At 60.1% G+C, this 26,986-nt stretch carries 22 protein-coding genes; 5 read left to right on the plus strand and 17 right to left on the minus strand.

What is annotated here, in order from left to right; all coding sequences use genetic code 11:
• Positions 1-43: 43 nt before the first annotated feature.
• The 3 genes from HF257_RS18600 to HF257_RS18610 are packed head-to-tail and all read right to left on the minus strand — an operon-like array spanning position 44 to position 4,129.
• Complete coding sequence (locus HF257_RS18600; protein WP_185705818.1) at positions 44-1,462, minus strand: efflux transporter outer membrane subunit; 1,419 nt, start codon at positions 1,460-1,462, stop codon at positions 44-46.
• On the minus strand, positions 1,459-3,027 hold the full coding sequence (locus tag HF257_RS18605) for a DHA2 family efflux MFS transporter permease subunit (RefSeq protein ID WP_185705820.1): 1,569 nt from the start codon (positions 3,025-3,027) through the stop codon (positions 1,459-1,461). The genes HF257_RS18600 and HF257_RS18605 overlap by 4 nt, the downstream gene beginning before the upstream one ends.
• Complete coding sequence (locus HF257_RS18610) at positions 3,020-4,129, minus strand: HlyD family secretion protein (RefSeq protein ID WP_185705822.1); 1,110 nt, start codon at positions 4,127-4,129, stop codon at positions 3,020-3,022. Before HF257_RS18610 ends, HF257_RS18605 begins: the two co-directional genes overlap by 8 nt.
• Before the next feature lie 99 nt (positions 4,130-4,228).
• Here HF257_RS18610 and HF257_RS18615 point away from each other — a divergent pair, with 99 nt between their 5' ends.
• Positions 4,229-4,933 carry a CerR family C-terminal domain-containing protein gene (locus HF257_RS18615; protein ID WP_185705824.1) on the plus strand — a complete coding sequence of 235 codons (705 nt, stop codon included), beginning with the start codon at positions 4,229-4,231 and terminating at the stop codon, positions 4,931-4,933.
• 150 nt (positions 4,934-5,083) lie between these two features.
• Positions 5,084-5,245, plus strand: a complete 162-nt coding sequence (locus HF257_RS18620) for a hypothetical protein (protein WP_185712108.1) — start codon at positions 5,084-5,086, stop codon at positions 5,243-5,245.
• Positions 5,246-5,420: 175 nt separating this feature from the next.
• On the opposite strand, the gene HF257_RS18625 is transcribed toward HF257_RS18620, so the two are convergent.
• The 4 genes from HF257_RS18625 to HF257_RS18640 are packed head-to-tail and all read right to left on the minus strand — an operon-like array spanning position 5,421 to position 8,841.
• Positions 5,421-5,951, minus strand: a complete 531-nt coding sequence (locus HF257_RS18625; RefSeq protein ID WP_185705828.1) for a phospholipase D family nuclease — start codon at positions 5,949-5,951, stop codon at positions 5,421-5,423.
• Between the two features lie 27 nt (positions 5,952-5,978).
• On the minus strand, positions 5,979-7,301 hold the full coding sequence (locus HF257_RS18630) for a coiled-coil domain-containing protein (protein WP_185705830.1): 1,323 nt from the start codon (positions 7,299-7,301) through the stop codon (positions 5,979-5,981).
• A complete protein-coding gene (locus HF257_RS18635; RefSeq protein WP_185705832.1) occupies positions 7,298-7,702 on the minus strand; it encodes a DUF6384 family protein in 405 nt (134 codons plus the stop codon). The genes HF257_RS18630 and HF257_RS18635 overlap by 4 nt, the downstream gene beginning before the upstream one ends.
• Positions 7,702-8,841 (minus strand): merozoite surface protein 3b, encoded by a 1,140-nt coding sequence (locus HF257_RS18640; protein WP_185705834.1) that lies wholly within the window; start codon positions 8,839-8,841, stop codon positions 7,702-7,704. Before HF257_RS18640 ends, HF257_RS18635 begins: the two co-directional genes overlap by 1 nt.
• A gap of 263 nt (positions 8,842-9,104) precedes the next feature.
• Here HF257_RS18640 and HF257_RS18645 point away from each other — a divergent pair, with 263 nt between their 5' ends.
• Positions 9,105-9,713, plus strand: coding sequence for a LysE family translocator (locus HF257_RS18645; protein ID WP_185705836.1), 609 nt, complete (start codon positions 9,105-9,107; stop codon positions 9,711-9,713).
• A 3-nt stretch (positions 9,714-9,716) separates the two neighbouring features.
• Here the strand turns inward: HF257_RS18645 and HF257_RS18650 are convergent, their stop codons facing one another.
• Positions 9,717-9,866: a hypothetical protein gene (locus HF257_RS18650; protein ID WP_185706347.1), complete on the minus strand. Its 150-nt coding sequence runs from the start codon at positions 9,864-9,866 to the stop codon at positions 9,717-9,719.
• Positions 9,867-10,101: 235 nt separating this feature from the next.
• Between HF257_RS18650 and lepB the strand changes: the two genes are divergently transcribed.
• Together lepB and HF257_RS18660 are read left to right on the plus strand one after the other, a co-directional pair.
• Positions 10,102-10,770, plus strand: coding sequence for a signal peptidase I (gene lepB, locus HF257_RS18655; protein WP_185705838.1), 669 nt, complete (start codon positions 10,102-10,104; stop codon positions 10,768-10,770).
• 70 nt (positions 10,771-10,840) lie between these two features.
• A complete protein-coding gene (locus HF257_RS18660) occupies positions 10,841-11,821 on the plus strand; it encodes a GlxA family transcriptional regulator (protein ID WP_185706326.1) in 981 nt (326 codons plus the stop codon).
• 343 nt (positions 11,822-12,164) lie between these two features.
• Here the strand turns inward: HF257_RS18660 and HF257_RS18665 are convergent, their stop codons facing one another.
• The 9 genes from HF257_RS18665 to HF257_RS18705 form a co-directional block, all read right to left on the minus strand.
• Positions 12,165-14,093: an avidin/streptavidin family protein gene (locus HF257_RS18665; RefSeq protein WP_185705840.1), complete on the minus strand. Its 1,929-nt coding sequence runs from the start codon at positions 14,091-14,093 to the stop codon at positions 12,165-12,167.
• Between the two features lie 163 nt (positions 14,094-14,256).
• The gene (locus HF257_RS18670; protein ID WP_185705842.1) at positions 14,257-15,615 is read right to left on the minus strand and encodes an MFS transporter; all 1,359 of its coding nucleotides are present in this window, start codon (positions 15,613-15,615) and stop codon (positions 14,257-14,259) included.
• A 19-nt stretch (positions 15,616-15,634) separates the two neighbouring features.
• Positions 15,635-16,456, minus strand: a complete 822-nt coding sequence (locus HF257_RS18675; RefSeq protein ID WP_185705844.1) for an aspartate/glutamate racemase family protein — start codon at positions 16,454-16,456, stop codon at positions 15,635-15,637.
• A gap of 31 nt (positions 16,457-16,487) precedes the next feature.
• Entirely contained in the window at positions 16,488-17,378 is an 891-nt protein-coding gene (locus HF257_RS18680; RefSeq protein ID WP_185705846.1) for a hypothetical protein, read from the minus strand.
• Positions 17,379-17,426: 48 nt separating this feature from the next.
• Positions 17,427-19,085 (minus strand): hydantoinase B/oxoprolinase family protein, encoded by a 1,659-nt coding sequence (locus HF257_RS18685; protein ID WP_185705848.1) that lies wholly within the window; start codon positions 19,083-19,085, stop codon positions 17,427-17,429.
• Positions 19,086-19,097: 12 nt separating this feature from the next.
• Entirely contained in the window at positions 19,098-21,179 is a 2,082-nt protein-coding gene (locus HF257_RS18690; protein WP_185705850.1) for a hydantoinase/oxoprolinase family protein, read from the minus strand.
• A 139-nt stretch (positions 21,180-21,318) separates the two neighbouring features.
• Complete coding sequence (locus HF257_RS18695; protein WP_332872213.1) at positions 21,319-23,970, minus strand: LuxR C-terminal-related transcriptional regulator; 2,652 nt, start codon at positions 23,968-23,970, stop codon at positions 21,319-21,321.
• Between the two features lie 171 nt (positions 23,971-24,141).
• A complete protein-coding gene (locus HF257_RS18700) occupies positions 24,142-25,383 on the minus strand; it encodes an NAD(P)/FAD-dependent oxidoreductase (protein ID WP_185705852.1) in 1,242 nt (413 codons plus the stop codon).
• A gap of 3 nt (positions 25,384-25,386) precedes the next feature.
• The gene (locus HF257_RS18705) at positions 25,387-26,958 is read right to left on the minus strand and encodes an aldehyde dehydrogenase (NADP(+)) (RefSeq protein WP_185705854.1); all 1,572 of its coding nucleotides are present in this window, start codon (positions 26,956-26,958) and stop codon (positions 25,387-25,389) included.
• Between the last annotated feature and the right edge of the window lie 28 nt (positions 26,959-26,986).

Below are 26,986 nucleotides of genomic sequence, written 5' to 3' on the forward strand. Positions count from 1 at the left end.
TACCGATCAGTGAAGGCAAACCAATGGCAGGTTGCTGTCTGGGTTACAGCGTCCACCCCAACCCCAGCGCCTTATGCAATGACGCAAAATCCTTCAGCAACTCCGCATCCCCTGAAATCCGGCTTTCCTGTGCCTGATACCGCGTACGCTCAGCATCCAGCCAGTCCAGCGTGCTCGCGGTACCTGCGCGATAGCGTTGGCGTGTCAGGTCTGCGGCACGCACGGCTGATGACTCGACGCTGCGCAACAACACGACGTTTTGTCGCTGGTGGCCGTATCGCGCCAAGGCCACGTCGGCATCACGCAGCGCCCCCAATACCGTACTTTTATACTGGGCGAGTGCTTCGTCGCGTCCGGCTTCGGCACCTTTGACGCTGGCGGCCACGCGGCCGAAATCCAGCACGTTCCAGGTCAGGCGCGGCAGGATCAGCCAAGTGCCGTTGTCTTTGCGGGCGAGGTGGCCGGGGTCGCTGGCGGAAAATGAGAGGTCGCCCATCAGGCTCAGTTTGGGGAACCAGTCTGCGGTTTTTTCGCCGATCTGCGCGTTGCTGGAGGCGAGTTTGCGTTCGGCGATGCGGATGTCGGGCCGGGCTTTGAGGAGGGCGGCTGGGTCTGCGATTGGCACCACGTCGGGAATCGTCGGCAAGGCTTTGGCTGTGGCGAGGCGGTTATCGAGCTCCCCCGGTTCCAGGCCGCAGAGTAGGCCCAGTTGATCCAGGGATTCGACGATGGACGCTTGCAAGGGCAAGCGTTGCGCTTGGGTGTTTTCAGCCTGGGTCAGTACCTGTTCAAGTTGCAGTTGGGATGCCACGCCACGTTCGCGTCGTTGTTGGGTAAGGTCCAGGGCCTGGTTTTCGATGTCGACGCTGGCGTCTACCAGCGCCAGTCGCGCCTGTTGGTCGCGCAGGTCAGTGTAGGTTTGCACCACCTCAGCGGCCAGTTGCACCTGGGCGTCCGCAAGCTGTGCCTGGGAGGCGTCGGCTTCGGCTTGCGCCGCTTCCACCGCACGGCGTGTGCCGCCGAACAAATCGGCCTCCCAACTTGCATCGAAGCCGGCAAGGTACAGGCTCAATGGGCCGCGACCGCCGCCGCTGCCGCCCAGGGCCGAGGTGTCGGGTGAGCGCAGTTTCAACATCGCCGCGTCGCCGGTTACCTTGGGCATGCTGTCGGCACGAGCGCCGCTGAGGCTGGCGCGGGACTGTTTCAAGCGCGCCTGGGCGGTGGCAATGTCCGGGCTGTTGTGCAGGGCCTGGTCGATCAATTCATTCAGTTGGCTGTCACCCAGCGTGCGCCACCATTGGGCGACCGCGGGCGCACTCGGTGCGGTGCTGTCGGCATGCGCCAACTGCCTGGCCGCCAGAGTTTTTGGGGCGACATCCGGTGCGCCTCGATAGTCCGGGCCCACCGTGCAGGCGGACAACAAGCCGACCGTGAAAAACAGGGGAAGGGAGCGAAGAGTCATGACTGTACCGTGCGCTTTTTCAGGATGAAGATCAGGGGCAGGCACGCCAGCATTGCGAGTCCCAGTACGTAAAACGCGTCGTTGTAGGCCATGACCGAGGCCTGGCGCGCGATGTCGTTGGCCAGTTGGGCCATCGCTTGCAACGAGGCGGTGGTGGCATCGCCGGTTTGCGCGAGGTAGCTGGCGGTGTTACTCGCCATCTGGTCTTGAGCCAGTTGGCTGTTGGCCAGGATGCCCTCGCGCAGCCGGTCGTCATGGAAATGACTGCGCCGGTCCATCAGCACGCCAAGCAATGCCAGGCCGATGGTGCCGCCGAGGTTGCGCGACATGTTGTAGAGCCCGGACGCATCGCCGGCGTCCTTGGTGTCGACCGAACGCATGGACAATTGGCTGAGGGGCATCATCACCAGGATCTGCCCGAAGCCGCGCAGCAACTGCGACCAGATAAAGTCATGGCCAACGCTGTCGGCAGTCAGCTGTGTGTCGACAAAGCAACTGGCCCAATACAGCAGCAGGCCCGCGCCGACCATCCACCGCAGGTCGTAACGGCCGAGCATGCGGGGCAGGATCGGCATCAGCAGGAATGCCGGAATACCCGACAGCAACATGATCGACCCCGACTGTTGCGCGTTGTAGCCAGACAAGATCCCCAGGAACTGCGGTACCAGATACGCCGTGCCATACAGGCCTGCGCCCACGGCCGTGCCGATCAGTAGCACGCTGCCAAAGCTTTTATTGAGCACTAACTGCAAGCGCAGGATCGGCGTGGCGGAGCGGAATTGCCCCACGGCAATCAGGAAAAATCCGACCACTGTGGCGATGCTCAGCCAGGTGATCAGCAGCGAGTCAAACCAATGCTCACGCTGGCCTTCCTCCAGCACCACGGTGAGCGAACTCAAGCCCATCGCCAGGCCAAGGATGCCCAGCCAATCGGCGCTGATGAACCGTTGCAGGTTCATGCGCTCGCTGGGTAGGCCGGTGATCAGCAGGGTGATCAGGGCGATGCTGATGGGCAGGTTGAGAAAGAAACACCAGCGCCAGTTGATGTTTTCTGTAAGCCAGCCGCCAATCACTGGGCCCAGCAGCGGGCCGAGGATGACGGTCATGCCGAACATGGTCATGCCGATCGCCATCTGATGGGGCGGCAGGCGGGTGCGCACGATGGTTTGCGCGGTAGGAATCATCGCACCACCGGCAAACCCTTGGCCGATGCGCCCAGCGATCATCGCGCCGAGGCTGGCGGACAGGCCGCAGAACATCGAAAAGAACGTGAACATCAACGCCGTGCCGATCAGGAACCGACGCAGGCCAAAGACTCGCGTCAGCCAGGCGGCGAGGGGGATCATCACGATTTCCGACATCAGGTAGCCGGTGGCAATCCAGGTGCCTTCGGTGCCGGTTGCGCCGATCTGGCCTTGAATCTGCGGCAATGCGGAGTTGGTGATCGACACGTCCAGGGTCGCCAACAGCGCACCCAAGGCGCCTGCGGCGACGGCGATCCAGTCGGTCAGCGAGGCGTTGCGCGGTTTGTCCGCTGCGACGCCGGTCATTGTCGCTTCAGCCATGGTTGGCGTCCGCGCCGTGGGTGCGAGTGTCTACCTCCACCGTTGCCGATAGGCCAGGCATCAACGCCGCGCGCAGGTCGTCCGGCACGTCGAGGGCGATGCGCACCGTTACGCGCTGGACGATCTTGGTGAAGTTGCCGGTGGCATTCGATGGCGGCAACAAGGCGAACTGTGCGCCGGTGCCGGGGGCCAGGCTGTCGATATGGCCTTGCAGGTCGCGGCCGGGCAGGGCGTCGACATGCACGGTGACGGTCTGGCCAGGGCGCATGGCACCGATCTGGGTTTCCTTGTAGTTGGCGGTCAGGTAGATCGAGCTGATGGGCACCACGGTCAACAGACGTGTGCCGGGCTGCACGTATTGGCCGACACGCACGCCACGGTCGGCTACGCGGCCATCCAGCGGGCTGCGGATGACCGCGTCGTCCACATCCAGTTGGCTTTGCGCTTCGCTGGCCTTGGCCACGCCGAGCTGTGCCTGGGCTTGCTTAAGTTGGGCCTGCAGTGTGCCGTAGCGGGTTTGACTGGAACGCAGTGCAGCTTGCTTGGCCGCTACCGTGCTGCGGGCTTGGGCCAGTTGGTTGTTCAACTGCGCCAGGCGTTCTTCCGGCTCGGCACCGGAGCGGGCCAGTGGGGCGTAGCGTGCTACTTCGGTCTTGGCATGCTGGGCATCGGCTTCGGCACCCTGCAGTTGGGCGCGGGCTTCGGCGATGGTCGAATCCTGTTGCACCAGGTCGGCTTCGGCCTTGGCGAAGTCGGCATTGCGTGCGGCAATCGTCGCGGTGGCTTCGTCACTCACGGCTTGGTATTTGCGCGCATCCAGGCGTACCAGCACGTCGCCGCGCTTGACCTGTTGATTGTCGGTCACCAGCACTTGCTCAACGTAGCCATTGATCTTCGGCGCCACGCTGATGCTGTCGGCTTGCAGGTAGGCGTCATCGGTGGTCTCGATAAAACGCCCGGTAATCCACCACCAGGCGCCCCATGTAACGCCGATCACCGCCGCAATGGCCGCCAGGGTGAGCAGGATGCGTCGGGCCTTGCCGCGTTGGCCGTTGACGGTTTCTTCAGGAATGACCTGAGGGGAGGGCAGTGCAGCGGACATCGAGGTCACTCCAGATTTATATCGGATGGAATAAATTCCTTTTTTCGCGAATTTTTGTCAACTGGTATATTTTGGTCCGAGATCTGAAAGGAGTTGCACATGGCACGACATAAACCCGCTGCCGAGGGTGGATACCAACGCGGCGAAGAAACCCGCGCGAGAATCATCGAGGCCGCCGTTGTGGTCTTTGGCGAGCGTGGCTACGACGGCGCATCCACCCGCGATATCGCCACCGCCGCCGGGGTCAACGCGCCCGCGCTCCAGTATTACTTCGACGGCAAGGAAGGCGTGTACCTGGAATGTGTCGAGCACCTGATCACTTTGCTGTGGCGCAAGATGGCGCCTAGCGTTGAGGCGGCCGAACACGCGCTGGCCGATGACAACTGCCAGGACAACAGCCTGATCGAGGCGTCATTGGGCATTTTGGGTACGGTGGTGTCGACCATTCAGGACAGTCCGGAGGCGACGGCCTGGCGTGCGTTCCTCGACCGCCATCAGGCCGGGTTATGCCCGGAAAGCGCGACGAAGGCGTTCGATGAGCGGTTCAAGGCGCGTATCAGCGGCGTGATCCGGTTGTTGATTGCGCGGTTGTCGGGCTTTGCCGTGCAAGATGAGCGCACCGTGATCCACTCGATGGCGCTGTTTACCCAAGGGTTGGCGTTCCGCGTGCAAAAGCCCAAGTTGCTTGCCGCACTGGACTGGGCGCAGATCGGCGAGAAAGAGATGGAATTGGTGCGCGAGGTGGTGCTGACGCAGGCGCGTTTCACGTTGGAAGGCCTGGTGCAATTACGCAATCAGCGTTAGGGCACGGTCACTAACGCGGTTTTAAACGTTGCACGGTGTACCGTTATGCATACAAACCCTACCATCAAGTTACACGAAAGCCGTGACGCACTTGAGTTTGTACTGTCTTACCCAGCGAGAAGTTAATCTCGTTGAGTAGAGAGTGTGGTCATGAAGTTGAATTACCTAACTAAGGCGGCGGTTGTTGTCGCGTTGTTGTCGTCCTTGTCGGGCTGCTGGATGTTCATGCCACCACCGGGTGGTGGTGGTGGTGGTGGTGGCGGGCACGGACAAGGCGGTGGCCCTGGCGGCGGTGGCGGCCCGCGCTACTAATTAGGGAAAAAAGAGGCAAGTCACGTGCAGTGGCTTGCCTCTTTTTTTGCCCGCGACAAATAGCGGGCAAAAGAAAGCCCGCAATGGGGAGTGCGGGCTAAAGGGATGTTCATTAGGAGCTGGGCCCACCATAGGCCCGCGTCTGTGAAAGGTTTGTGAAAGCGTTCCGGTTAAATTAACGCTTTATCACACTGTAGGGCACACCCAGATCCCAGCGCGATTGCCAATGCGCAACGTATTGGCTGGCGACTTCGGGCATGTCACGAATGACCAGCACATTCTCGGAGTTGGCGGTCTCGGCAGACGGAGCGTAATTGAACGAACCGGTTTGCACGGTATTGCCATCGACGATGATCAGCTTGTCATGCTGCAAGTGAAAATGGTCGCTGGTACGCAGTTGCACGCCATTGCGTGCCACGAAATCCATCGCCGACTTGCTGGCTTTGCCCAGGTTGCGCCTTTTGTCGATGACCACTTTTACATCCACACCGCGCTGCCTGGCTTCCACCAACGCCTGAGTGATGTCACGCGCCTGAAACGCGTAGGCGAGCATTTGGATGCTGCTTTTGGCGCTGCCGATGGTGTCCAGTACCAGTTGGCGTGCCGACCCCTCGGGTGAAAAACCCACTTGTACCTTCGGCTCCGCGAGCACTGCGCAAGGCAGCCCGAGCAGGGCAGTCAAAGCGACGTATCGAAACAGCCTCATGGTTCTAGCCCTCCAATGGCACGGCACTCAAAAGCCGTCAGATTTCCCGGCTGCGTTGCTAGCCGTTACGGTGGTCGTGGTGAAGCTGTACGAGGTGGTGGTCGCGCTGACGAAACCACGCTGCGCCGCCGCCTGGCTGCGCCTTACGATCGTACGGGCCTGGTTCAGCGCATCGATCAACCGTCCCAGCGTCACGTCGCCTTCCATGTAGCGCGCCATCAACTCCTCGAAGTCCGTCGACAGGTCGAAGTAGACATCGCTGCCGGTAAACGCCTCGTTGCGCAGCTTGCGTTGCAGTTCTTTGGCGCGCTCGTAGCGGGTTTGCAGCGCTTGTTGATGCTGTTTCAATGCCGCCTGGTCCGCCTTCATGCTCACCAGGCGAACATGCAGGGTTTGCAGTTGCTCGACGATTCGGTCATCGGCGGTATCCGGGGTCTGGCTGGCGAGGTCCACCAGCTCACCGAGGCTGCGGGTCTTCAACTGTTCGGTGAGCAGCTCGCGGGTACGCAGGTAATGCGGGTCTTGGTTGAGTGCATAGTCGGCCAATTGTTTTTGCAGGGTATTGGCACGAGCCTTCGCCGTATCGATAGCCGCCTCGGTGGCACAAACGTCGCCGTGCAATGCGGTGAGGCCCAGCTGTTCGCGCGCTTGCTTTAGCTGCGCGTCGATGCTGCTACTCAACTGTTCGATAAGCGTTTGGCGCTCCAATTGCAGCGATTCGTTGCGCTCGCCCATGGCGATCAGGCTCAGTTCATTCTTGCGGTTTGCCGCGTAGTTCACTTGCTTGGCCAACCAGCGGTCCATCGCCAAATGCAGGCGGTTGCGCTGGTAGTGCTCGGTGCCAAAACGATGGCTGCGCAGGTAGCAGTAGATCGGGTCAACGTCGAACGTCGGGCGTTTCTTCGCGTATTCCTCGCGCAACTCCAGGTAGCCGCTGATGTGTTCGCGGTGTTCGGCCTGCGTTTGGTCGAGCTGTGCGACTTGCCGCGCATATTCCGCGTCCTGCTCCAGCCGCTCACGGGCTTGCTGGTCGATACCCTCGTAGCGGGCCTGTGCAGCCTGCTTGGCGGACAAGGCATCGGCAACCTGTTGCTCGGCGGCTTGCAGTTGCTGGTCCAACTGTTCGCGGGCGTCTTTACGGGCTTGAAGGGCAACGCTGACCTGGCTGTCGGCAGCGTTGCCATGCTCCAGGTGCAGTGCCGCGATGCTGCCCAGGCGCGTGGAGATATCTTGCTCGAGCGCCAGTTGCTGCCAGGTCAGGTCGGACAGCTCTTGTTCGGTGGTGCGTTTCATCAGTTCGACATTGCGCGAATTACGTTCGGCGAGGCCGATCAGGGTTTCGGGCGTCATGGTTTCACCGCTTCGGAAACGCTTTGGGTCGCTTGCTTGTGTTGGCTGTCCTGCAACACCACGCGCGTGCATTGCACCGCCAGCGCGGCAATCGCCAGGTACTGCAGCAAGCGAATACCCTTGCTGCGGTTGAGCAGCACCTTGCTCCACAACCGCGTAAGCGGCCCTAGTGGTGGTGCCTCGAACACCAGCCGACCGGCGAAAAACTCGCGCACACCCTGGTCGATCTGCGCATCAGTGAACTGTACGCCGTTGTTTTGGTAGTACTCGCGGATACGCGCGGCGACTTCAGCGCGGCGCTGGGGCAGGCTCAGATACTCGTCTACTTCGTTCTGGTGTTGGCGCAGTTCATCCACCCGCGCCATGGCACCGAGCTGTTCGCTAAGCAGCACTTTACTCATCAGGCGGCCTTGCTCAGCAGGGCAGCAAACTTGCGTTTGGACTCCTCGACCGCGTCGGCGATGTCGCGTGAAGCGTTGCTCGATTCCACGCGGTAGGTCTCGGTCAGGCCATGCATGTCGGTCTGGAAACTCAAGGTGGCGTCTGCCAGCGCGCGCACCGAATCGACCTTGATGGTCGAGCCATAACTGGCTTTTACAGCGGCTTCCAACTGTTGGTTGCCGGTGCTGCCCAGGGCTTCAAGGCCTTTGCTGATGCCGTCGGTGGTGGCGTTGAGCGTGTGGGTGGCTTCGGCCAGGCCACTGTTGCTGGTGAACGACACGGCCAGGCCGGTGAGCACCACTTCATTGGTGGAGAAGAACGACACCATGCGCTGGTATTGGCGCTCCTTGATCACATGCACCTGGTTGATTCGTGCAAAGACCATTTCGGCAGTGTTGTAGCCCACCTTGAGGTCGTCGGCGATGTCCTTGACGATCTGGTAGCGCTTGTCCTCGTCTTGCAGCGCGCGCACGGCTTCGTCGCGACGCAGTTCCAGGGCCGAACGCTGCGCGGGTTGAAGCTGCTCGGCGGCAGTGACCTGAGCGTTGGCATCGTTCAGCGCCAGCGTGCGCTGCTCCAATGCCTGGGCTGCCACGCTGAGCACGTGCTGGGCGTCGACTTCAGCGGCTTTCATGGCCATGCGAAAGTCCATGTAGGACTCCAGGATCACGCTTTCCCGGGCGATCTGGTCGTTGGCCGATTTGCACACCTGCAGGTAGTTGTCGCGGATGTCATTGAACCGGCTGGGGATCGAGCCACGGCGCAGGTTCATCCAGCTCAGCTTGAGTTTTTCCAGGGTGTCGAGGCGGCCGTCGTCCATCCAGCCGGCCATCGCGGCGGCGTCTTCGCGGATCGACGTAAAGCGTTGGGTGATGTCCATGAAGCGTGCGGAAATATCCATGCCTTCAATCTGCTCGCGCACCATGCTGTTGAACGCGGTGGACTGTTGCAATACCGCTGCGATGGCGGTGACTTTGCTGGTGTCGTACTGGGCGACGCGGTCGAGCAGGACCAGCACCGGGGCGTCTTGGACAGGTTGCAGCAGGTTGATGCCAAGCGTGCGCAGGCCAGTGATTGCCCGTTCCAGGTAGTTGCTCATCGTGCGTCCTTTCGTGATGTGTTCAGCACAGATTCAAGTTAAGTGGGCGAGTATACCGATCAGTGAAGGCAATCCAATGGCTCTTGGCCTGAGACGCGCTGTTATAAGCCAAATCCGTCGTGCTTCGAACGCACCGCAGTGCTGTGCCGGGCGTTTCTGGACTGCGTAAAGTGTACGCCTCGATCCGCGCTTAGCTGTACGGGGCGGCGGGGGCGGCAACCCACTACTGTCACAGGCACTTCACCCTGTTTGGATGCCGCACCATGTTCATGTCTACCAGCCTGCTTTCGGCTTTTGTGCTGTTCGCCTTCGTGTCCTCGATCACGCCTGGCCCCAATAACACCATGTTGCTCGCATCGGGGGTGAACTTCGGGTTTCGCCGCTCGATGCCCCACGCCCTAGGCATCAGTGTGGGGTTCATGTTGTTGGTGATTTCGGTGGGGCTCGGCCTGGGCGAGGTGTTCAAGGTGTTTCCGTGGGCCTACACGGTCTTGCGCTACGTGGGCGCGGCGTACCTGCTGTACCTGGCGTGGAAGATTGCGACGGCGGGCGGAATGTCCGATAGCAATGATGAGCATGGCAAACCCATGACCTTCCTTGGCGCGGCCGCGTTCCAGTGGGTCAATCCCAAGGCGTGGATCATGGCGCTGGGCGCCATCACCACCTACACGCCAGCCGAGGGTTACGTCACCAACGTGCTGGTGATCGCCTTGGTATTTGCAGTGGTGAACTTGCCCAGCGTGTGCGTATGGGTTGGCTGTGGCACGGGCTTGCGCAATGTATTGCGCGAACCGCGCTGGCTGCGGCTGTTCAACTGGTCGATGGCCGGCTTGCTGGTGCTGTCGCTGTATCCGATGTTGTTTGCGAGCTAAGTGTCAGACCGGCGAAATGGTTGCCAGCAGGCCGATGCCGATGGTCAATACCAAAAAGCCGAACAGGAAAAGTGCCATCTTGGTCATAAGGCCTCCGAAGGGAAGGGGAGCGACAGGGACATTCCTGTCGCACTCGACAAGCGTGTCGGGCATGACGCTATTGTCCGCGCAGTGCAGATTTCGGTACAGGCGCAGATAACACTCAAAAAACCGTATCAGATGTAGCTGTGACTGCTGTACCAAGGGTTGCGCGTTGGACCGGGTTTCTAAAGATCAGCCAGGTGGGCGGTGTTTTAGTCGTTGTATGGCGCCCGACAACCTGTAATCTTCCTACGCAACAGTGAGAAATAGCATCAGGCTTCAGGCCGCTTTCGTCGTGCGAGGACATATGCAACGTTGGTTGAGCAAATACCGTTACGTCATTATCTTCTGGCTGTGCTTCGGCATGTTCCGAACGTCCCTGGCCGACTGGAACCCTATTCCGTCCGGCTCCATGCGCCCGACCCTGGTCGAGGGGGATGTGGTGTTGGTGAACCGCGTGGCCTATGACCTCAAGCTACCCCTCACCGATATTTCGCTGGTCAAGCTGGATAACCCGCAACGCGGCGATGTGGTGACCTTTACCTCGCCCAAGGACGGTGTGCGCCTGATCAAGCGCATCGTCGGCATCCCAGGTGACACGCTGCAAATGAAGGACGAGGTGTTGTGGGTCAACGGCGTGCCGGCCAGCTACGCCGACGCGCAATCCTTCAGCGAGCGCGTGGCGCCAGGCCAATTCATCCCCGCGATCAAGCTGACCGAGCAGGCCGCGTCCAGCCAGCGCACGGTGCAAATCATGCCGCAGGTACGTGCAATGCGCGACTTCGGCCCAGTGGTGGTGCCTGCCGACAATTACTTCATGCTGGGGGACAACCGCGACAACAGCGCTGATTCGCGGTACATCGGCTTTGTGCCGCGCCGGTTGCTGATCGGGCACGCGCACCATATCCTCGCCTCCGCGCAGATCCTGGATCACTGGATGCCACGATTTCGCCGATTCGGGGCGCCAATCCTCTAAGATGGCGCCCACTGCATCAACAATAAAAGTGGGCTGACCCTCGATGGAAAGACGTCAATTCAGCGGTGGCATGAAGGGTAAGAACCTGCGCTACCTCAACGAAACCCAGCAGCCGACGTCAGTTACCCGCGTCGGCTTCTTGCTGCTCGAACACTTTTCCCTGCCGGCATTCACCCAGACCCTCGACACCCTCATTACCGCCAACCTGTTGCGCCCCGACCTGTTTGCCACACGCACCTTCGGTTGTGGCGACGGTGAAGTGATCAGCGACCTGGGCCTGGTCATCCGGCCCGATGCGCGCCTCGACATCACGGCGCTGCAAGACCTTGACCTGCTGGTGATCTGCGGTGGTTTCCGTACCGAACTCAAGGCCGGCGAAGACTTCATCCACTTGCTGCGCAGCGCTGCCGAACACGGCATCAGCCTGGCCGGCTTGTGGAACGGCTCATGGTTCCTCGGCCGCGCCGGCCTGCTGCAAGACTACCGCTGCGCCATCCATCCCGAACATCGCCCGGCGTTGGCGGAAGTGTCCAAGGCCGCCCAGGTCACCAGCGAACCTTACGTTATCGATCGCGACCGGCTGACCGCCTCAAGCCCTTCGGGCGCGTTCCACATGGCCCTGGACTGGATCAAGAGCCTGCACGGCAAAGCCCTGGTCGAGGGCATCGAAGATATTTTGGCGTTTGAAGAGTCGCGCTACCGGCGCATCAAGCCCACCGAAAACGTCAGCGTCAGCGCGCCCTTGCGTGAAGTGGTCAAGCTGATGGACGCCAACCTTGAAGAGCCCCTGGAACTGGACCAACTTGCGGTCTACGCCGGCCGCTCGCGCCGCCAACTCGAACGGCTGTTCAAGGAACAACTGGGCACCACGCCGCAGCGCTACTACATGGAACTGCGCGTCACCGAGGCCCGGCGGTTGCTGCAGCACACGGAGTTGTCCCAGGTGGAAGTGTTGGTGGCATGCGGTTTTGTGTCGCCGAGTCATTTCAGCAAGTGCTACAGCTCATATTTCGGATATCGCCCCTCGAAGGAGAAGCGGTTGGTGAAGTAGCCAATCACAGGGGATCGGTGTTTATACCCGTACCGCGCCCGGTGAAGTTCCAATGTGTGAGCTGGCTTGCTTGCGATGGCCATAGGCATCTACACATCTATCGGAGGCACAAGTGCAATCTGTAGTGAGCGGGCTTGTCCCGCGCTGGGTGGCGAAGCCGCCCCAATAATGTGCCTGGTTTCTGGGCGGCTTCGATACCCGGCTGGGCGGTGCGATAATTTAACAAGCCCGCTCACTACACAATGGTGTGGCAAGTCTTGCTGCAATGGCGGAGGGTCAGGTACGAAACTCATCACCTTTACCGCCTCCATCGCCAGCGCTACGACCGAGAGCACAGGACTGGTCATTCAGCCCGGTTGAAACTCAGTGATGAAACCTGTGTTGCCAAGTAGGCATGTGCAGGCGCAACGGCAGAGCTGGCGAGTACCAGCAGGCTAAGCGTGTCACCCATCAAATCCAATACGCCACACAATGTGCTCACGGTTGCTTTAGCCGTATCGGCAAAGACGAGGCTTACGGATTGACGTGTGAGCTTGCTGCCTACCGCATTGATATCCGTGAATCCCGTTAACTCGCAGCGCGTGCCAACGCAGGTGAAAGTACCTCGCACACTACCCACTTGCCGTTTGCTATCGCTGTACACATTCAAGACTAAAGAGTGCCCATCGCTTGTGACCCATCTGCCCGCGAGTGCGCTCTCAATTGGCAGAGGTTGGTTGTCGACGCTGGGCGTCAGTAGTGATTGTTTTTTAATCCGTCGATACACCAACTTGTCGATATAGCTCCCTCGGTTGGCGAGTTCAGGGAAGTCGCTGGTTGCAACCAGCAGGTGGGACAGTGTCAGCGCATCGCCTTGGTCTGTGATGCTTAGCTGTCCGCTCAAGCCGGAGACCCAATTCCAACTGGGGTCTTGTTTTGAGTCGCCAAGGTCATGCCAATTAATAGCCAGCGCCAGTGGTTGGTTCCTTGTGCGGGAAGCCCCTGCGCCCATCAGGCAACCTGTGATCAAGTAATGGCCGGTTGATCCGGTAGAGGATTGATAGCGGCCGTTGACCTGCTGCCCGGTCACTTCCAACGTCATCACCGAACCGTAGTCATTCGTCCAGGTGCCCGCGACACACGCGCTTTGAACATTAGGGCCTGGCAGGCTGACGCTTCCACTCAGTACTGCTCTTGTGCCCGGCACAAACAGTTTTGACGATGATCGAGTGATGATCTGTGGTCCATCAGGGCGATTGAATAGCCAGATACCCACGGGTGCCAACGAATACACCTCGCTGTTGCACTTCACCACTTGGTATTCATACACGGTGTAGCAATGCTCCATCACCAATGACCCCACCAGCGCCAGGTCCTTTAGGCCCAGCGGTGCGAATTGAGGCAGCGTCTGGCCTTTTTGAGGGCCTTCCTCTATCAGGGTGTTGTAGAGGTCAGCACCCAGAGTGAGTTCACCGTCCGAAAAACCCAACACGATATCGGGTCGTCCGCCCGCCGCAATCCGGGCCAGGGTTTGGCGCATCAACGTGTCGTCACCCTTGAACTGCGATGAGCCCGAGTCGAGAGCAAACTTGATATCGGTCGCCAGTGTTTCTTCGCCTATCGAATAGGACTTTAAGTCGGTCGACCAGATGTACTCCACACCGGGCAGCGTGCTGTAGACAGACCAGGGCAAGAAGAGGTGGGAGCCCTGGGTTTTTGATGGGTCGACAGCGCCCATTTGGCAAGTGCCGTTGCGTTTGCCGGCATCCCAGTCAAACGCTACAAACGGATGAGCAGGGTCCAGTTGCCCGTCACGCATCAACGTCTGGAGCACGAAGGAACTGCGACCCTCCACATAAGCACTGCTGCATGGCAGGCCAAGGCCTCCATCCCAATCCAACTGCCTGAATTGCTCGCCAGCGTACGCTGCCGCTAGGAATAGTTGGGTATCTAGGCGCGCACCAGCAGGTGTCGTCAGGACGTCCGAGGCTGACTCGACTTGCATTGTGCCCCAGGGTCCAAAGCTGTAGGGCCGACGCAGGCAGTCGGTATAGGTAAAGGTACTGGACGCCTCGATATCAAAACGTCCACCGGCGAAGTGTGTGCATTCATCGGCGGTGCAAAGTGTCGAAGTGATCCAGCTCATGTTCGTACCCGAATCGAGTGAGAACTTGAGCGATTGGGCAGGGGTTCCAAGCGCTATCGTGCAATACCAGGGCGAAGCACCATTGTTTTGGAAAGGTCCGCGCTGCATGGGGAACACCAAAGTGGCGGGTAACGATTTACTGTTCATGAAAACTCCATTTTCGTAGAGAACGCAGGGCTCGCGACAGACATCGCGTGCCCTGCACGGAGCGCTTGAGTACGCCGCGTCCCATTCGGCCTGGGTTTTCGGTCTGCGACTGCCAGGGGTGTACGCTGGAAACGGTTGGATTTGTCGCGCAAGCGGGCCAGTCTCAGCGCAATGCCTTGCCCTCCGTTTCAGGAATGAACACCACTACAATCACCGTCACGAGCAAAAACACGTTGATGATGGTGGTCGTCAGGTTAAACGACGAACCATAAGCAATCAGGGCGCCAATGAGCGACGGAGCGAGTACGTTCGCGATGCGCTGGGCAAAAATCGCCCAGCCGTAACCGACGGTGCGTAGCGGGGTAGGGTAGAGCTCTCCAATCCAGGCACCCCATACGCCCCAAGCGCCAAGACTGAAAAACGCCAAGGCGAAGTTGCTCAGATAGAGCATTTCCAGCGTGTGGGCATTGGCAAACCCATAGCCAGCCAGTACAGAGGCGCTGATAAAGCCCACGACGACTTTTTTGCGTCCAAAGCGTCCCGTCAAATACGACGCAGCCATGTAGCCCGGGATCATGCACAGGGCTGACAGCGCGATAAAACCATAGCTTTGGGGCAGGCTCAAACCGCGCTGTTGCAACAGCGTCGGTAACCAAGTCTGCAAACCCCAATAACCCCAGGAGAAAGTGAAATTGACGGTGATTTGCAGCGCACTGATCTTGAGCCATGCACAGCTGAATAGCTCACGCTGACGGCCCGACACACTGCGATCCACCGTCAACGTGCATTCATCAGACACGTGCACCGCGCCATCGCTCAACGTGCAGATCGTTCGCCTGGCTTCTGCCTGGCGCCCTACTGAGGCGAGCCAATAGGGCGACTCCGGCACCCAACGCGCCACGGCTATCGCCCATAACCCGCCGAGTGAGCTCAACACAATGATTGCGCGCCAACCGTAGGGCAGCAGCCATACCGTGGCGCCCAAGGCGAGCAGCATGCCTATAGGCCAGCCAGCGGCTAGATAGACCGTCAACGCGCCCCGTTGACTGACCGGTAACAGCTCCTGAAAGTGTGCGAACGTCACCACCATCATGCCCACCGCCGCAATTCCGGAAAGCAGCCGCAACGCATAAAGGGTCGAGTAGTCAGGTGCAAACGCGCTGGCCATGGAAATCAGTCCGTAAGCGCCTAGGCTCCAGACAATCGCCCGCTTGCGGCCAAATCGTTCGGCAAGTCTGCCCCAGCCCAATGCCCCCAAGAGCATGCCGATAAACATTGCGCTGATCAGGTGACCCACGGCCAGTGCATCCAGGGCAAACTCAGCGGCAATCAATGGCGCGGTGTAGACGATGATCATCATCTCCCACGCTTCAATCGCAAAGACAAAGAACAACACCAGGCAGCACTGTAAATGGGCGCGGGTAAGGGGGACGTCTCTGAAGAGATCACCCACCTTGCGGGTGCGCCCCTCGGCATCCGGTTCCGAGTGGGCAGGGTGGAGCATTGGAGGTGTATCACTCATGATCGCAATCCTTTCAAAGTCAGGCTGTGACACGATTGCCAATTGGCACCGGGCTTTGGAACAAACCGAATCGCTCGATTTCGGCTTCCGGTGGCGGTTCACAGCTGCCGACTCTGCTAGGGCGCCAACCAAACCTGCGCTTCATGCCAGCCATGGATTCTGCGACTTTGAACGCGGCCACCACTGGGTCAATCACTGGCACTCCGACTTCTCGCTGTACCTCCTCGAAAAAGCCGAATTCGATGGTGCAGCCGAGGATGATGGCTTCGGCACCGTCATCCTCCACGGCGCGATGGGCCTGCTCGATGATCCTGCGACGGGTGACGGCATGGTCCAACTGAAACTCGTCCACGCCCATGCCCAGCGGCCTTAGTGACGCCAATCTGTCAGCTGCGCCGTAGCCTTGAACACGTGCGCGCATCTGCTCCATCCACTTGGTACGCCCGACGATGATTGAAAAACGGTTGGCCAACTGCTCCACCACCTGCAGGCTTGCCTGGCACGGTCCTACTACCAGGGTCTCCCCGGAAATTTCCCGGGCGTCCTCAAGCGTTGGATCGTAAAAACAGCCAATCACCAAGGCATCGACACCTGCGCGTGCGCTGTCTCGCGCAATGTGCACGGTACGTTCATGGGTGAGCGCCTCGTAGGCACGGTATTCCAGGTGCGAGGGACTGTGGGGCATGTCAAACGACACCACTTCAACCTGGGTCGAAGGTAGTTTGATGCTATGCAACAGATGGGCAATGGGTTCGTCGAACGTCGGGCAGCCAATGGGGTTGAGCCAGCGCACGGTGACCGAGATGTCTTGTGGTGCGATGTTGAAAGGTGAAGGGTTCATGCATATTCCTCGACAGATGAAGTGAACGGCCTTAGAAAAACTTCACCAGGGCCATGGTCAAGCTATTGGAATAGGGCAGGTTGTCGCTGTGGTAGTAATCGAAGTTCAGGTTTGCCGACACGTAGAACTTCTGTTTGGCGAACCCGGTGTAGGTCATCGCCGGGCCGAGCTTGCCTTGACGCGATTCTTTGAAGTCCGAGGCCGAGCGATTGTTGATGTGGTAGGAGTGATGCACGCCGAGCCATAGGTCGTCGGTTACCAGGTAGCCTGCGGCAATGTCCGCGAGCCAAAAACTGATACCGCCGCGAAGTTTTACCGGGTCCCCATTGCCCAGGTCGGTTGAATGGCGATTGCGAGAGGCGTAGTGGATGCCCGCCGGTGTAAAGGTGGCGGCAAAACGCCCTACCCGCAGATAGTTGGCGACGCTGAAACTGGCGCCGTAACGATTGGCAAATGCGCCATAACCGGTGCCCTCATCGTTTCCGTTGGGAAACTCCAGGGATAGCGTGGGGTTGACCCAAAACGTGGTGAAATCGTCAGCACCGTAGGCGCTGGTGGGTTCGACCACGTTGTAGTAATAAGCCAGGCCCAAATTAGGCGAAGCCACATCCCAGTCGCCGTTGTTGCGCGACCCATTGCTGGCGGTGTAGCCGGCGTCTGCACCGACCCAGAATTGCACCTGGTCGCGCTGCGTTCCGGTGATACCGGTTTCGGAGAAGTACGCGAGCACCGTGTTGCTACCGGCCCGCACGTCGCCATTGCTGGTGCGATTGAATACAGGGAAGGATTCCAGGGCCCACTTGCCGGGTTCCCCTGGCTGGGCAAAACCGATGAATTGATCGCCATGCGCTGTGGGGGCAACCCCCAAAATCAAGGCAAACGCGGGCCCTACCCATAAACGAGATGAGTGCTGAAGTTTCATGGTGATGCTCTCTTTTTTGTTGTTCTTCTTAAAGGTGTTGCGGCGAGGTCAGAACGTCAGGCCATACACCGTACGTGCGGTCGTGGCGTCCACGTAGCCGTTCTTCACGTCTTCACGTACCGCAGCGGGATCGCGTTGGCTTGCCGGGCCGTAACCCCCGCCAGCCCCTGTGCGCACCCGAACCAGGTCACCGGCATTCAGCGGGACGCCGCTGGCCATGCTGTAGCGTTGGCGTTCGCCATCATTTCGGATGACTTCCACATAATTGGGCGTGCCTTCGGCGCCTTGTTCCAGGCCCCAAGGTGGAATGACTGATCGGGTGTAGCCGCACGTCATGAAGCTGCCGTCAGCGCGAATGCGATAGTCGATACAGACACCGCGGCCGCCCCGATACTGGCCATGGCCACCGGGTTCGTCATTGAGCGTCAGTTGTTCGACATACAGCCCGTAGCGGGCCTCGCAGACCTCAACGGGGCAGTTGTAGGTCTCGCCATGTAGCCCGGAATAAACAGCATTGTTGCCGTCGCGTCCGGGCTCTGCACCCCAGCCACCGATTTCCGGCTCCACTAGGGTGAACATGCGCCCGGTATCCGGGTGAATACCGCCAATGATCGTTGCGCACACCGAGGCAAAATTGCCGGCAGGCAAACGTTCTGGAAATTGCTGTGCGAGGCAGCACAGGATCAGGTCCTGCACCCGAATCAGGTTCTCGAAGTAGAAACCTTCAGCGGCGGGCAGTTGGGCGTCAAACAGTGAGCCTGGACGCGTTAGCACACGCAGTGGGCGAAACGTGCCGCCATTGGTGATGCCTTGTGGTGCAGTCAGTGCCTTGAACGCCATTTGCGCGGCGACCACCGCACCGTCACGGCTCAGGTTGGTGGGCCCGAGGCATTGGTCCGGGTTGTCTCGCAGGTCGATCAGCAATTCGGTATTGCGTATGTCGATCCGTACCTTGAACAGGCTGCCATCATCTTGCAGTTCTTCCAGGTTGAACTGCCCGGTGGGCAACCCGGCTAGCGCTTTGAGCGAGACTTTTTCGCCCAGGTCCATGAAGTCATTCATCGCTTGCAAAAACACACTGCTTCCGTATTTTTCCGTCAGCTCACGCAAGCGCGTTGCGCCACCCCGTACTGCCGCTACACCGGCCCACAAGTCACCTTCCATAAAGTCCGGCATACGTGTGTTGGTGCGCAGAATTTGCAACACCGAGCGGATCGGATGGCCCCTGCTGATCAGCTTCACCGAGGCCAGGCGCAAACCTTCCTGGAAAATATCCGTGGCATCCGTCGATAACGAACCGGGTACTCTGCCGCCAACATCGTTCCAGTGCGCGATATTGGCGGTCCAGGCGACCAGTTTGCCGCTGGCGAACACGGGCATGGCCAGCACCACATCGTTAAGGTGGGTCACGGCTCCATCATGGGGGTCGTTGCTGATGAACACGTCGCCGTCTTCAATGTCCTGCGGCAACGGATGGTGCAGCAGAATTTTCTTCACCGCTTTGTCCAGCACGCCGACAAAGGCCGGAATACCAGCACCCGAACTGGCGATCTCGCCCTGGGCGTCGGTAATCCCCGTACCCATGTCCAGCACTTCATAAATCACCGGGCTCATTGCGGCATTGCGCATTGCGGTGAACATTTCGTCGGCAATCGCCTGGAGCGAGTTCTGGATGATGTCGCGGGTAAAGATATCGAGGGTAGTCATGGCAGCGCTCCTTTATCCGTTGATCATGATGTGCAGGTTGCCAAGGCGGTCCACGTGTACGCGGTTACCGGGGTGAACCACTACTGTGGTACCGGTATCTTCAACGATGGCCGGGCCAAAAAACGTCATCAGTGGCTCAAGCAAGTCGTAGTCATAAAGGCTCGCCTCGTGGATGCCGTCCTGGGCGTAATCCACGCGTCGCGTCCCCTTACAGGCCTCATTAACTCGTCGACCGCTAATCGGGAGTGCCTGGGGCGTCAACTTGCCGATTTGGGCAACCGCCACCAGGTGAAAACCAATGATTTCCAACGGCGCTTGCAGGCGGTAGGTGTAGTGCTGTTCGTAGAGACTCTGGAAGCGTTGTTCGATTGCAGCCCAGTCCGCGTCCAGGCGCTCGCCTGGGTTGAGCAGTACTTCCACCGAGTGTTCCTGATTCTGGTAGCGCAGCTTGCAATGCACCTGCAGCTCAACCTGCTGTGGGGGGACTGCCTCCGCCACAAATTGTTCGCGGGCGGAACACATCAGTTCTGCAAGGAACAACTGGGTTTGTTCAAGGTTGTGTGAATGCGACGTTTCCACGAAGCGGTTGATGAACAGGTCGCGGCGCAGGTCTGAAAGGGTCATGCCCCAAGCTGAAAACACCGAAGCGTTGCGTGGCACGATGACTTTTTTCACACCCAGTTCCTGGGCCAGGGCCACGGCATGCATCGCGCCACCACCGCCAAACGCCATCAAGGTCAGCTCCCGTGGGTCGTGACCACGGCTCAACGACACCAGCTTCAATGCGTTGACCATGCTGTCGTTGGCCAGGCGCACGATGCCCCGTGCGACCTCATCCGCAGTCAAGTGCAGGCGCTGGCCAAGGGCGTCCAGCCCCACGGAAACGCTAGCTAAGTCAGCCACCACGTTACCGCCGCAAAAATAGTCCGGGTTGATACGCCCAAGCCTGAGATTGGCGTCGGTGGTGGTGATCTGCGTCCCACCATTGCCATAGGCTGCGGGCCCGGGCACGGCGCCAGCGGACCGAGGGCCGACATGTAGTTTTTCGAAGTCGTCGACCCAGGCGATGGAACCACCGCCGTTGCCGATTTCGACCAAGTCCACTACCGGCACCATGATCGGATAACCCGCGTTGATCCGGTTACGCTCAATCCAGTAATCGGTCTTGATCGACACCTGCCCATTTCGGATCAGTGCACATTTGGCCGTCGTGCCACCAATGTCGAGGCCCAACACGTTGGGCTCGTCTATCAGGCGCCCCAGTTCAGCCGCGGCCCAGAAGCCGCTGGCGGGCCCGGATTCGACCATGGTGATCGGGATTTCTCGCGCATGCTCCACGCTGTCCACACCGCAGTTAGACTGCATGATGTACAAGGGGGCCTTGTAACCAGCGTCGCGCAAACCGCTGGCCAAGTCGTCCAGGTAACGTGCGGCAATGGGTTGTACATAGGCCGACAGTACAGTGGTACTCGACCGTTCGTACTCTCGCCATTCTCGAGTGATCTGATGGGAAGCCACCGCTGAAACGTCTGGCCAGAGCCTGCGTACTTCAGCCAATACCGCTTGCTCATGGGCCGGGTTGGCGTAGGCGTGCAGTAAACAAATGGCGATAGCTTGTACGTTGTCAGCACGGAAGGCCTCGATGATCTCGGCAACGTGCGCAAGCTCCAGCGGTTGGCGCTCCTGGCCATTGGTATGGAGGCGGCCTGCTACTTCGCGACGCAAATAGCGCGGTACAAATGGGACAGGCTTGACCCATTTCAGATTGAAGTAATCCGGGCGATTGGCGCGGGCAATTTCCAGTACATCGCGAAAGCCCTGGGTCGTGATCAGCCCGGTTTTTACGCCCCTACGCTCGGTCAAGGCATTGATCACTACGGTGGTGCCATGAGCCAGGAAATCGACGGTTTCCAGGCTGACGTCGGCTTTGCGGATGACGTTCAGTACGCCTTGGGCAAAGTGTAGGGGAGTGGTATCCACTTTGGCGGTGCGAATCGTCTGCTCGCCAGTGGCTGGATCGCTTTCGAAGTACACCAGGTCGGTGAAGGTTCCACCGACGTCGGTGGCCACACGTACTGTTTTTTTGCCGTGCATACCCACTGGACATCTCCTGCTTTTATCGTTGTCGGAGCCAGCGGAGCACCTCTCGCTGGGGTGGGAGCAATCCTAGAAGGCGTTGCCCGGCGGTAGCCATCGGCAGCGCGGGTAGGTCGGGATGATCAGGGGTTATCCGCTACCCACACGGGTAGGTTGATGGGTCGGGGGAGGGGGTCCACAAACCAAGGCGCAAGGTGGCCGCGATTGCCGCAGTGCGGTTATCCACGCAGAGCTTGGCAAAGATGTGCTTGAGGTGGAATTTCACGGTGTTTTCCGAAATGTCCATGCCTTGGGCAATGGCCTTGTTCGATTGACCTTCGGCCAGCAGGGTGAGGATCTGCATTTCCTTAGGGCTGAAGGGCAAGCGCGGGCGAACCGGATGAGCACGCCATCCGCGCAGACGTGTGATGATCGCAGGTAGGCTGCCGTTGCTTTCGGCGCAGGACTCCAGCGCGGGCAGCACACCGGGCCCAGCCTCCAACAGCAGGCCGGGTAATACCTGTGCAGGAACCGAGACCAGGATGACGTCTTGCGTCAGTGGAAAGCCTTTGCCAAAAGCAGTGAGGGTCAGGATCTGAAGGCGCCATGCCGGGAACTGTAAGCCACGTTCCTGCAGTGCGCGCGCGCCCTGCAGCAGGCGGTTGAGCGCAGCGCCTGAGGCTCCCGTGGCGAACTGCAGCCGCGCCAACGCCACTATTGCGGCCTCCTGGTTGCGCCAGTCGTCGGGGTTGTCCGCGGCACGTTCAAGGTTCGCTGCGAGCGCTGCCTGGCGGGCTTGGCTCAATGAGCCAGCTTGCACCAACAGGTCGACGCGCCAGGCGCTGACCAAGCGTGCCAGCCGCTCCCAATGACGTGCGTCGGCCAGTTGGGTGACGTGCTCAAGCTCAAGCAACGCCGGCTGTAGGCCGAGGGTACGCAGGGACGTTCGCCACGCCACCTCGGCGGTGACGGCAGCGATGTCCAGCCAGCCATCGGTGTGTTTGAGCGAGGCCCAGCCGTCGCGAAACCAAGGTGTGGCCTCGGCCCAGGCACCTTGCCAATACAGATGCTGCGCTTTGAGGCATCCCACCAGTGCCCGCACTGAGCTTTCAGTGCCAAAATCGCGATCGGCAACGGCCAACGCGCTCTTAACCAGATGAGCGAAGGCGGGTATATCGCCCGTCAGCGCAACAATTTGCGCTTCATGGACCCGGCAATAATTTTCGCCACGTGGGCTGGCAACCAGGCGCATCTTGATATGGGCCGAACGAATAATCCGCAACGCAGATGTCAGTTGGCCCTGAGTCAGCGCCTGCAGGGCATGGACACACTCCAGCGTGCCCTCGGCGAGCAAGTTACTGCCTGTCGCGCCAGATGAGGTAGGGACATCGAAGCAATCAACATAGGCACAGGCCAAGGTCTGGATGATATGAAAGTCTCGCGACAGGCGCGGATCCTCTTGCACACGATCCTGGACCAGGTTGAGCAGTTGGCTGGCGAGGGCATGTTCGCCGAGCTTGGCATGCAAGTAGGCCTGGAGCAGCAGCAGGTCCGGTTCTGTACCGAGGGTCTTCTCATCAAACAGTTGCAGCAGGCTTTGGGCATAGCGAATGCCGTTATACAGCACCACTTCCCAACTGCCGGCGCGCACCACCAGCGTTACTGCCAGCCGAGTGTCGCGGGCGCGCAAGGCATAAGCGATTGCTTGCGCCCAGTCCTTCTCATCTGCCAGCCACAGGGCTGCCGCGCAGTAGATATCCCGTGCTGCGCTGGCATCGATGCCTTGGTTGAGAAAATCCTGCAGCAGCCGATGATGGCGGAACCAATGGCGGCCTGCGTCCAAAGGCACCAGAAGGGCGTCAAGATGAGCCAACTGCACCAGTAATTGCGCACTGTCGTTACGCCCGCGCACTGCATCGGCCAATTCAGCGTTGAAGCGCTCCAGCAGCGCCATGTCGCGCAGGAACGCCTGGCATTCCTGAGGCAAGCGCTGAACCACTTGCCCGGTGAGGTAGTCGGCAATATCGGTGACCCGGCCGGAAAACGCAGTGAGCCCGTACAGCGAAGCGTCGCCGCTGGCCCGCCACAAACGAGCCAGCTGTACAGCTACCGGCCAGCCTTCAGTGGTTTGGTGCAGGTGTTCGAGCTCGGCCGGCAGGACATCAGGCCCCAGGATGGCAGCGGTTTGCGCCTCCGAGAATATCAGTGCCTGTGCAGACACCTCGTTTACCCAGCCATTGGCTTTCCACAGCGCGAGTGGCCAGCTCGGACGCACGCGTGTGGACACCACCCATTCAAGCCACGGTGCCGCCTGTTCCAACAGCGCCTGCACGAGTGCATCGAGTTGTGGGTTGGCCGCGCAGTGGTAGTCGTCAAGAAATAGCGTGACCCGACGATTATCCCGGGCAAGTGCATGGAGCAGGGCGGTGAGTGTGCGTTGCGGTTGTGCGTCCAACGCCTGGGATTGTGCGAGTCGCGACAGATGCCCCAGGTCCAGGCCGGCCCGTTCTAACGTTAGGATCAAGTAAGACAGGAAGCGGTTGGGGTCGCTGTCGGCTTCATCCAGTGACAGCCAGGCAACGATGCCTGGGCTCGTCGTCGAGAGCAGGGTTTGCCGCCACTGCATCATCAATGTGGTTTTCCCGAAACCCGCAGGTGCAACCACCAGGATCAACGGGCCTTTGAGACGCCGTTGAAGGGATTCGAGCAGCGACTCTCGAGGTAGCGAAGTTAACAAGGTCAACGGTGGCGTGAGCTTGCCGACCCAGAACCAGGTGCCAGCGGTGGCAGTAGAAGGCAGTTTATTCACGGTAGCGGTCTCGTGCAGGAGGGGCCGCTTCTGGTTTTATCAGCTCGGTTTTGCGTAGCGCCGGGATGAATCGTCACGCGATGTTTATGAGACTTACTGCATGCCGCGTCGACCGTTGTTGCAGCGGGTACGCAGAGGGAGTCCTACGAGTTTCGTAGGACTCGTCTGATTCTATTTGAATCGGCTCAAGCGATAGGGCACGTACGTTGGATGGTTCACGGATGATGCCAACTGCCCCACCATCTCCGCCGTCACCGCCGCCTGCGTCAACCCCAGATGCTGATGCCCAAACGCAAGCAACACCTTGCCCTCACACACCCGATCAATAATCGGCAACGAGTCTGGCAATGAGGGCCGGAACCCCATCCATGGCGTCGCGTCTTGCGCACTCAATTCCTCGCGAAATAACCCGCTGCTCAACCGGTGCAACTGCCAGGCACGCTTCATATTCGCCGGGCGCTCCAGGCCCGCGAACTCCACGGTGCCTGCCAGGCGCAGGCCGCCGGACATCGGCGTCATGATGAACTTGCGCTCCAGTGAGGTGACCGCAAACGGCAGGCGATTGTGTTCGTGGGGCAGCATCAGGTGGTAGCCGCGCTCAGTGTCCAGTGGCACGTTTTTGCCGGTCAGCGCAGCGGTGAGCTTGGCCGAATGGGCGCCGCAGGCGATCAGCACCTGGCCTGCCGTCACACGGCCTTGATCTGTGTTCAGCGATACACCGTGCGCTTCTACCCGGCCATCAAGTACGCGACGTTTAAGAAATTGCACGCCGTGCGCCTTGGCCGCTTGCACCAGCTCGCACACCACGTGGTACGGATCGAGAAAATGCCCGGTAGCGGGAAAAAACAGTCCACCTTGAATGTTGTTGCTCAGTTGCGGTGCAGCTTGGCGAATAGTTTCACCTGACCAAAAATCCACAGGCACTTGCTGCTGGCGCATGCGTTGTTGCAAGGCATCGAGCGCCGCTCGCGAGTCGGGGCGTTCAAACACCAGCAGTGAGCCGTCCTCGCGCAGCAACTGCGGGCGTTCGATGCTGTGCAGCAGGCGTTGCCAGGCACCCAGGCTGCCTTCGTTGAGCGCGCGAATGCCCGCCACCGTGCGCTGATAATGCGTCGGACGCAGGTTCAACAGCAGGCGGATAAACCAGGGCAGGGCGCGGGGCATGTATTTCCAGTCCAGGCGCAGCGGGCCCATCGGGTCCAGAAGCATGGCGGGCAGGCGCTTGAGGATCGACGCGTCGGCGATGGGAAACACTTGCTCGGTCGCCAGGTGACCAGCGTTGCCATAGGACGCACCCATGCCCGGTGCTTGAGCATCCATTACCACCACCTGCTTGCCTTGGCGAGCCAACTGTAGGGCGCAGGCGACACCGACAATACCGGCACCGACCACTACAATTTCGGGATCGGACATGGCCTAGGCCTCTCTCTGGCCATCGAGCAAACGCCGCAGCAGCAAGGGATTGCCGTGTTGCAGCGCACTGGGCAGCAGCGCATCCGGAAAGTCCTGATAGCACACTGGCCGCAGGAAACGGTGGATGGCGGCCGTGCCCACCGACGTGCTGCGTGAGTCGGAAGTGGCAGGGAAAGGCCCACCGTGAACCATCGCGTCACTGACTTCAACACCCGTAGGCCAGCCGTTGACCAGCAGCCGACCGGCCTTGCGTTCCAACACCGGTAGCAGGGCCTTGGCGCTTGCCAGATCGGCGTCGTCGAGATGCAAGGTGGCGGTGAGTTGGCCTTCCAGGTGTTCGCTGACTTGGCGAACTTCATCCGCGTCGGCACACACCACAATCAACGACGCCGAACCAAATACTTCGGCGTGCAGGTGCTCGTTGGTCAAAAAGTCTTGGCCTCGGGTGATGAACACATGCGCCTGGCCCTGGTTCGGAGCGTCTGCCGCCTGACCTTTTGCCGCGACATGCGCGTGCTGGCTCAAGGCGCTGACGCCAGACGCGTATGCACTGTAAATGCCAGCGGTAAGCATGGTTTGCGCTGCGCAGCCCGGCAGGTGCTCACTGACTGTGCTGATAAAACGATCAAGCGCCGGCCCTTTAACCGCAATCACCAAACCGGGGTTGGTGCAGAACTGCCCGGCACCTTGGGTCAACGAGGCTACAAAACCCTGGGCCAGTGCCTCGGCTCGTGCTTCGAGCGCTGCCGCAAACAGATACACCGGGTTGATCGAACTCATTTCCGCATACACCGGAATGGGCTCGGGCCGCGCCTGTGCGGCGTGAGTCAGTGCAACACCACCGCTGCGCGAACCGGTAAACCCCACCGCCTTGATACGTGGATCGGTGACCAACGCAATGCCTACTTCGCGGCCCGAGCCATACAACAGAGAAAACACGCCCTCCGGCAGGCCGCAGGCCTTGATCGCCTGTGCAACCGCACGGCCCACCAGTTCACTGGTGCCGGGATGGGCGCTGTGGGCCTTGACCACCACCGGGCAACCAGCGGCCAGCGCCGACGCGGTATCACCGCCCGCCACCGAGAACGCCAGCGGGAAATTACTCGCGCCAAACACGGCCACTGGGCCCAACGCAATATGGCGCTGGCGCAGATCCGGGCGCGGTAGGGGCTGGCGCTCCGGCAGCGCCGGGTCCACGCGCACATCCAGCCATTCGCCGGCACGTACGGTGCGGGCGAAGGTGCGTAACTGTCCGCAGGTACGGCCGCGTTCGCCCTGGATGCGCGCACGTGGCAGGCCGGTTTCGGCAACAGCGCGGTCGATCAGTTCATCGCCCAGCGCTTCGATCTGTACCGCGATGGTTTCAAGAAAGGCAGCACGTGCCTCAAAGGGGGTTTCGCGGTAACCATCAAAGGCGGCCCACGCCAATGTGCAAGCCTGTGCAACGTGCTCGCCGTTGCCGCCCAGGTAGGCCGGCTCCAGAGCGGCATCCGTGGCGGGATTGATCGCCCGAATCGCCTCGCGATTGCCGGTAAGGGGGTGCTGACCGATCAGCATCTTGCCCGTCAGAGTCATGGGATCGTCCTGGAAAAAAAGGGTTGGC

It is taken from the genome of Pseudomonas cremoris (assembly GCF_014230465.1).